At 73.3% G+C, this 6,425-nt stretch carries 5 protein-coding genes; 3 read left to right on the forward strand and 2 right to left on the reverse strand.

The window, feature by feature from the left end:
• Positions 1-15: 15 nt before the first annotated feature.
• Both I003_RS0120190 and hmgA read right to left on the reverse strand, forming a co-directional pair.
• Entirely contained in the window at positions 16-768 is a 753-nt protein-coding gene (locus tag I003_RS0120190; RefSeq protein WP_027773165.1) for a GntR family transcriptional regulator, read from the reverse strand.
• Positions 765-2,129 (reverse strand): homogentisate 1,2-dioxygenase, encoded by a 1,365-nt coding sequence (gene hmgA, locus I003_RS0120195; protein WP_027773166.1) that lies wholly within the window; start codon positions 2,127-2,129, stop codon positions 765-767. The genes I003_RS0120190 and hmgA overlap by 4 nt, the downstream gene beginning before the upstream one ends.
• Positions 2,130-2,312: 183 nt before the next feature.
• Here hmgA and I003_RS0120200 point away from each other — a divergent pair, with 183 nt between their 5' ends.
• The 3 genes from I003_RS0120200 to I003_RS0120210 all read left to right on the forward strand — a co-directional run.
• Entirely contained in the window at positions 2,313-3,731 is a 1,419-nt protein-coding gene (locus I003_RS0120200; protein ID WP_027773167.1) for an aldehyde dehydrogenase family protein, read from the forward strand.
• 55 nt (positions 3,732-3,786) lie between these two features.
• On the forward strand, positions 3,787-4,875 hold the full coding sequence (locus I003_RS0120205; protein ID WP_027773168.1) for a Zn-dependent alcohol dehydrogenase: 1,089 nt from the start codon (positions 3,787-3,789) through the stop codon (positions 4,873-4,875).
• Between the two features lie 379 nt (positions 4,876-5,254).
• Positions 5,255-6,425 (forward strand): PQQ-dependent sugar dehydrogenase (locus I003_RS0120210; protein ID WP_037721234.1); only part of this gene is annotated, 1,171 nt, incomplete at its 3' end.

Here is a 6,425-nt window from a genome sequence, read left to right on the forward strand (position 1 = left end):
CCGGAGCGGGGCGGTCTACGGGGCCTGAAGCGTCACGCTGAAGGAGAACCGGTCGCCGCGGTAGCGGATCCGGGCCACGTCCACCACCCGGCCGCCGTCGTCATAGGAGACGCCCGTGTAGTGCAGGATCGGGCTGAGCAGCGGAACGCCCAGCAGTTCGACCGTCTCCGGTTCCGCCAGGGTCGCGGTGACCGTGTCCGTGATGCGGGCGATGCGGATGCCGGCCCGGTCGCGGAGGACCTTCGTCATCGGCCAGCGCTCCAGGTCCGCCGGGTCGATGCGGGCGGCGGCGTCCGGACGGACGGTGTTGACGGCCCAGTTGGTGGCTTCGCCGGTGTCGCCGTCGCGGCGCAGACGGCGGTACGTCATGGCCTCGGCGAGGTCCGGGAAGTACCCGGCGAGGTCCGCGGGGACCGGGGCGGGGCCGTGGGCGAGGAGCGTCGTGCGCTCGCCGGACTGCTGGGCGACGATCGCGTCGACCGAGCCCAGCAGCCGGACGGGGGCGGTGCTCCTGGCCGTCTCCTCGATGAACGTGCCGCGGCGGCGGTGGCGGGTGATCAGGCCCTCCTCCTCCAGCTCCTTGAGGGCCTGGCGCAGGGTGAGCACGCTGACGCCGTAGTGCTCGGCGAGCCGTTCCTCCGTCGGCAGCCGCAACGGCGCGTCCGGCGGCCGGCCGAGGATGGAGGCGCGCAGCGACTGCGACACCTGGTACCACAGCGGCAGCTTGCGGTTGAGCTGAAGCGAGTCGGGCGCGAAGAGACCGGTCATGGCCGGAAATCTTGCCGCAGCCCCCGCCATACGTCGTCGTAGCCGTCCTGGAGGTGCTCCGCGTCCCGCGCCTGCGGCGTGAGCGTGACCGGCCAGCGGGTCTCGAACATGAACGCCAGCCCGTCGTCGATCTTCTGCGGCTTCAGCTCGGCCGCCGAGGCCCGCTCGAAGGTCTCCCGGTCGGGGCCGTGCGCGGACATCATGTTGTGCAGGGAGCCGCCGCCGGGCACGAAACCTCCGGGGCCGGCGGTCTTCGCGTCGTACGCGCCCTCCACGAGGCCCATGTACTCGCTCATCACGTTCCGGTGGAAGTAGGGCGGCCGGAAGGTGTCCTCGCCGACGAGCCAGCGCGGCGCGAACACGACGAAGTCGACGCCCGCCAGCCCCGGGGTGTCGGTGGGCGAGGTGAGGACGGTGAAGACGGACGGGTCGGGGTGGTCGTAGCTGATGCTGCCCATGACGTTGAAGCGGTGCAGGTCGTAGACGTACGGGACGTGGTTGCCGTGCCAGGCGACGACGTCGAGCGGGGAGTGGTCGTAGGTGGCCGTCCACAGGTTGCCGCAGAACTTGCTGACGACCTCGACCGGGCCCGCCGACTCCTCGTACGCCGCGACCGGGGCGAGGAAGTCGCGGGGGTTGGCGAGTCCGTTGGCGCCGATGGGGCCGAGCTCCGGGAGGGTGAAGGGGGCGCCGTAGTTCTCGCAGACGTAGCCGCGCGCCGAGGTGCCCGCGGTCAGCGGCTCGACGCGGAAGCGGATGCCGCGGGGGATGAGCGCGACGTGTCCCGGCTCGGCGCGCAGCAGGCCGAGTTCGGTGCGCAGCAGCAGGCCGCCGTGTTCGGGGACGACGAGTAGTTCGCCGTCGGCGTCGGAGAAGACGCGTGTCATGGGGGCGTTGGCGGCGTAGAGGTGGATGGCCATGCCGGTGCGCCGGGTGGCGTCGCCGTTGCCGCCGAGGGTCCACAGACCGGCCAGGAAGTCGGTGCCGGGTGCGGGCTCCGGCAGCGGGTTCCAGCGGAGCCGGTTGGGGTCGGGGACCGCCTCGGTGAACGGGGCGGTGCGCAGGGCGCCGTTGCCGGTGCGGACGAAGCGGGGGTGGGCGGCGGAGGGGCGGATGCGGTAGAGCCAGGAGCGCCGGTTGTGGGCGCGGGGCTCGGTGAACGCGGAGCCGGACACCTGCTCGGCATAGAGCCCGAGGGGGGCGCGCTGCGGGGAGTTGCGGCCGGTGGGCAGCGCACCGGGGACGGCCTCGGTGCTGTGCTGGTTGCCGAAGCCGGAGAGGTACGACAACCCCCCGGCGGTCCCGCGCGCCCGCTCGGCGCTCTCCTGCTCCCGGCTTGCGTGCTGCGCGCTGCTGGTCATGGTGGTACCGCCCGCCTTCCCGTCACCATTCCTATGGAGAACCATAGGAATGGTCTCAGGCGGACGGCGGCGGCGCCACCCGGCGGCCGTGACCCACCGCACGCCCGGACACCCTGGGCGCCGAAAACTACCGGCGCTAGTTTGGTGCCGTACGCACACGCCGACCCACCGGGAGACGTACCGATGCAGGCTCACAACGGCATGTTCCTCGACGGCCGCTGGCAGCCCGCCGCCGGCGACGGCCTCATCGAGGTCGTCAACCCCGCCGACGAGCAGGTCATCGCCACCGTCCCGGCCGGCACCGCCGCCGACGTGGACGCCGCCGTCACCGCCGCCCGCGCCGCGTTCCCCGGCTGGGCCGCGACCCCGCCCGCGGAGCGGGCCGCGCGCGTCGGGGCGCTGGGCGACGCGCTGGCCGCCCGGGCGGAGGACGTCGCGGCGACGGTCACCGCGGAGCTGGGCGCCCCGCTGACGTTCAGCCGCAAGGTGCACGCCGCGGTGCCGGTCGCGGTCTGTGCCTCGTACGCCCGGATCGGCGCCTCGTACCCGTACGAGGACAAGACCGGCAACTCCACCGTCCTGCACGAGCCCGTGGGTGTCGTCGGCGCGATCACGCCGTGGAACTACCCGCTGCACCAGATCGTCGCCAAGGCCGCCCCGGCGCTGGCCGCCGGCTGCACGGTGGTACTCAAGCCCGCCGAGAACACCCCGCTGGTCGCCCGGCTCTTCGCCGAGGCCGCCGCCGCGGCCGGCTTCCCGCCCGGGGTCCTGGGCGTCGTCACCGGGTACGGTGCCGAGGCCGGCCGGGCGCTCGTGGAGCACCCCGGCACCGACTTCCTGTCGTTCACCGGCTCCACCGCCGTCGGGCGGACCGTCGCCGCGACGGCGGGCGCAGCGGTCAAGCCCGTGGCGCTGGAGCTGGGCGGCAAGTCCGCGAACGTGATCCTGCCGGGCGCCGACCTCGCCCGGGCCGTCGCCACCGGCGTCGCCAACGTCATGGCCAACTCCGGCCAGACCTGCAACGCCTGGACCCGGATGCTCGTCCACCGCAGCGCGTACGACCAGGCGCTCACCCTCGCCGCCACCGCGGTGACCAAGTACGCCCCCGGCGACCCGAGCGACCCCGCCACCCGCCTCGGCCCCGTCGTCAGCGCCGCCCAGCGCGAGCGGGTCCGCGGGTACATCGAGCAGGGAGTCGCGGAAGGCGCCATGCTGCTCGCGGGCGGCTCCGGGGCCCCGGAGGGGATCGAGCGCGGCTACTTCGTCCAGCCCACCGTCTTCGCCGACGTCACCCCGGAGATGGCCCTCGCGCAGGAGGAGATCTTCGGGCCGGTGCTTTCGATCATGCCGTACGAGGACGAGGAGGACGCCCTGCGCATCGCCAACGGCACGGTCTACGGCCTCGCCGGCGCCGTGTGGGCGGGAGACGAGGAGACGGCGGTGGCCTTCGCACGGCGGATGGAGACCGGCACGGTCACCGTCAACGGCGGGAAGTTCGACATCCTGGCGCCGTTCGGCGGCCACAAGCAGTCCGGCATCGGCCGCGAGCTGGGGGTGGCCGGTCTCCGGGAGTTCCTGCACACCAAGTCGCTGCAGTTCTGAACCTGCGTACCCCCTCAGCCCCCGACGTCCACACCCCCGAGATACGGAGCCCCCGATGACCCGCGCCGCCGTCCTGCCCGCGATCGGCTCCCCGCTCGAACTCGCCGACATCGACATCCCCGCCCCCGGCCCCGGCGGCGTGCGCGTCCGGCTCGCCGCCGCCGGCGTCTGCCACTCCGACCTCTCCCTCGCCGACGGCACCCTGCGCCAGCCCGTCCCCGCGGTGCTCGGTCACGAGGGCGCCGGCACCGTCGTCGCGGTCGGCGAGGGCGTCACAGGCGTGGCCGCCGGCGACGAGGTGGTGCTCAACTGGGCGCCGTCCTGCGGTGCGTGCCACTACTGCGGGCTCGGCGAGCCGTGGCTGTGCGCCGCCGCCGGTGCCGCGGCGGCCGAGCCGTACGCCACCCGCGACGGCGCCGGCCTCTACCCGGGCCTGGGCACCGCGGCCTTCGCCGAGGAGACCGTCGTCCCCGCGCACGCGGTGCTGCCGCTGCCCGCCGGGGTGCCGCTGACCGACGCCGCGCTCCTGGGCTGCGCCGTGCTCACCGGCTGGGGCGCCGTCCACCACTCCGCCGCGGTACGGGCCGGGGAGTCGGTCGCCGTCTTCGGCGCCGGCGGCGTGGGGCTCGCCGTGCTGCAGGCCGCCCGGATCGCCGGCGCCGGGCCGCTCGTGGCGGTGGACGTGTCACCGGCGAAGGAGGAGCTGGCCCGCGCCGCAGGGGCCACCGACTTCGTGCTCGCGGCACCGGGCGCGGAGCGCGACACCGCGAAGCGGATCCGTACGCTGACGGCCGGGATCGGCGCCGATGTGGCGATCGAATGCGCCGGCCGGGCGGAGTCGATACGGACCGCCTGGTCCAGCACCCGGCGCGGCGGGCGTACGACGGTCGTCGGCATCGGCGGACAGGAGGAGCGGGTGTCGTTCTCCGCACTGGAGCTGTTCTACTTCGGCCGTACGCTCGCCGGGTGCGTGTACGGCAACAGCGACCCGGCCCGCGACCTGCCGGCGATCGCCGCGCACGTGCGGACCGGGGAACTGGACCTCGGGGGGCTCGTCACCGCGCGCATCGGCCTCGACGGCATCCCGGCGGCATTCGACGCGATGCTCGACGGGCGCGGGGGACGGGCGCTCGTGGTGTTCTGAGCGCCCGCCACCGCCCCGCACCGGTCAGCCGACTTTTCTGACAGCCGGGACGGCGTGCGTCAGAAAAGTCCCCTGACGATCCATCTGCGACAACGCCCTTGTCTTCACCTCTTGGAGGAATGGAGGGGGTGCGCCGGTCTTCTGCCAGGTACGTCCGGGCTTTTGACTCTTGCTGGGTAAAAGTTGTTCGCGATCGAGTCGAAGCAGTTCCCAGGCTGGGGAAAAGAAGTTAACTTGTTGCGGACCGGTCAAACCGGGGCGGCGTCGTCACCCCCCTCCCTTCGGACGACGTCGCCCCGTGGCGCGACGGCGCGCGCCTGTGCAACCCCCCACGACCTCTCCCCGGAGGAAACGCGTGCACAGGAAACTCAGAAAGGTCATGGCCGCGGTGTCCGGCGGCCTGCTCGTGACCTCGGGCGTGGTCACGCTCACGGTCACGCAGACGGCTACGGCCGCACCGCCGAAGGCCACGGCGGCGGAGTTCCGACAGGTCGAACTCGCCAAGGGCGTAGCCGACATGGGCGAGCCCATGTCGCTGGCGGTGCTGCCCGACCGGTCGGTGCTGCATACCGCGCGCGACGGCACGCTGCGCCTGACCGACGCGGACGGCAACACGAGCGTCGCGGCCAGGCTCCCCGTCTACACCAACGACGAGGAGGGCCTGCAGGGCGTCGCCGCCGACCCCGGATTCGCGTCCAACCGCTTCGTCTACCTCTACTACGCCCCGCCCCTGGACACCCCCGGCGGCGGTGCCCCCGAGACCGGCAGCCCCGCCGACTTCGCGCCCTTCGACGGCGTGAACCGGTTGTCGCGGTTCGTCCTGAGCGAGGACGGCACGCTGGACATGGGCAGCGAAGTGACCGTCCTGGAGGTCCCGACCTCCCGTGGCCTGTGCTGCCACGTCGGCGGTGACATCGACTTCGACGCCGAGGGCAACCTCTATCTGTCCACCGGCGACGACACCAACCCGTTCGCCTCGGACGGCTACACGCCCATCGACGAGCGGGCCGAGCGCAACCCGGCCTTCGACGCGCAGCGCTCCGCGGCCAACACCAACGACCTGCGCGGCAAGGTGCTGCGGATCAAGGTCAACGCGGACGGCTCGTACGACATCCCGGACGGCAACCTCTTCGCGCCCGGCACCGACAAGACACGCCCCGAGATCTACGCCATGGGCTTCCGCAACCCGTTCCGGATGAGCGTGGACAAGGCCACCGGCACCGTCTACGTCGGCGACTACGGCCCCGACGCGGGCACCGCGAGCGACACCCGCGGGCCCGGCGGACAGGTCGAGTTCGCCCGTGTCACCGAGCCCGGCAACTTCGGCTGGCCGTACTGCACCGGCGCCAACGACGCCTACCGCGACTACGACTTCGGCTCCGGCGCCTCGGGCGACGCGTTCGACTGCGACGCGCCCGTGAACAACTCGCCGCACAACACCGGGCTGACCGAGCTGCCGCCCGCCCAGCCCGCCTGGATCCCCTACGACGGCGGCTCCGTCCCCGAGTTCGGCAACGGCTCCGAGTCCCCGATGGGCGGCCCCGTCTACC

This window comes from Streptomyces sp. CNQ329, assembly GCF_000482585.1.